This is a genomic window from Streptomyces sp. 7R007 (assembly GCF_054850255.1).
Window position 1 is genome coordinate 1 of sequence record NZ_JBTWMV010000193.1, and the last position, 305, is coordinate 305.

Annotated in this window: 1 protein-coding gene; it reads right to left on the minus strand. The window is 68.9% G+C overall.

Going from position 1 to position 305, the window contains the following annotated elements:
* Positions 1-305, minus strand: a 305-nt coding sequence (locus tag ACYF6T_RS44755) for a condensation domain-containing protein (protein ID WP_461703734.1), incomplete at both ends; no start/stop codon positions are given.

Sequence of the window (305 nt, forward strand, 5' to 3'; positions counted from 1 at the left end):
TGTTCTGCATGGTGAGCATCACCTGGAACAGGGGATGCCGGGCCATCGACCGCGCCGGCGCCAGCGCCTCCACCAGGTATTCGAACGGCACGTCCTGGTGGGCGAACGCCTCCAGGCTCGTCTCACGGACCCGCTCCAGCAGCTCACCGAACGTCGGATCCCCCGACACGTCCGTACGCAGCACCAGCGTGTTGACGAAGAACCCGACCAGATCGTCCAACGCCTCGTCGGTGCGCCCGGCCAGCGCCGTCCCGACCGGGATGTCCGTGCCCGCACCCAGCCGCGACAACAACGCCGCCAACGCC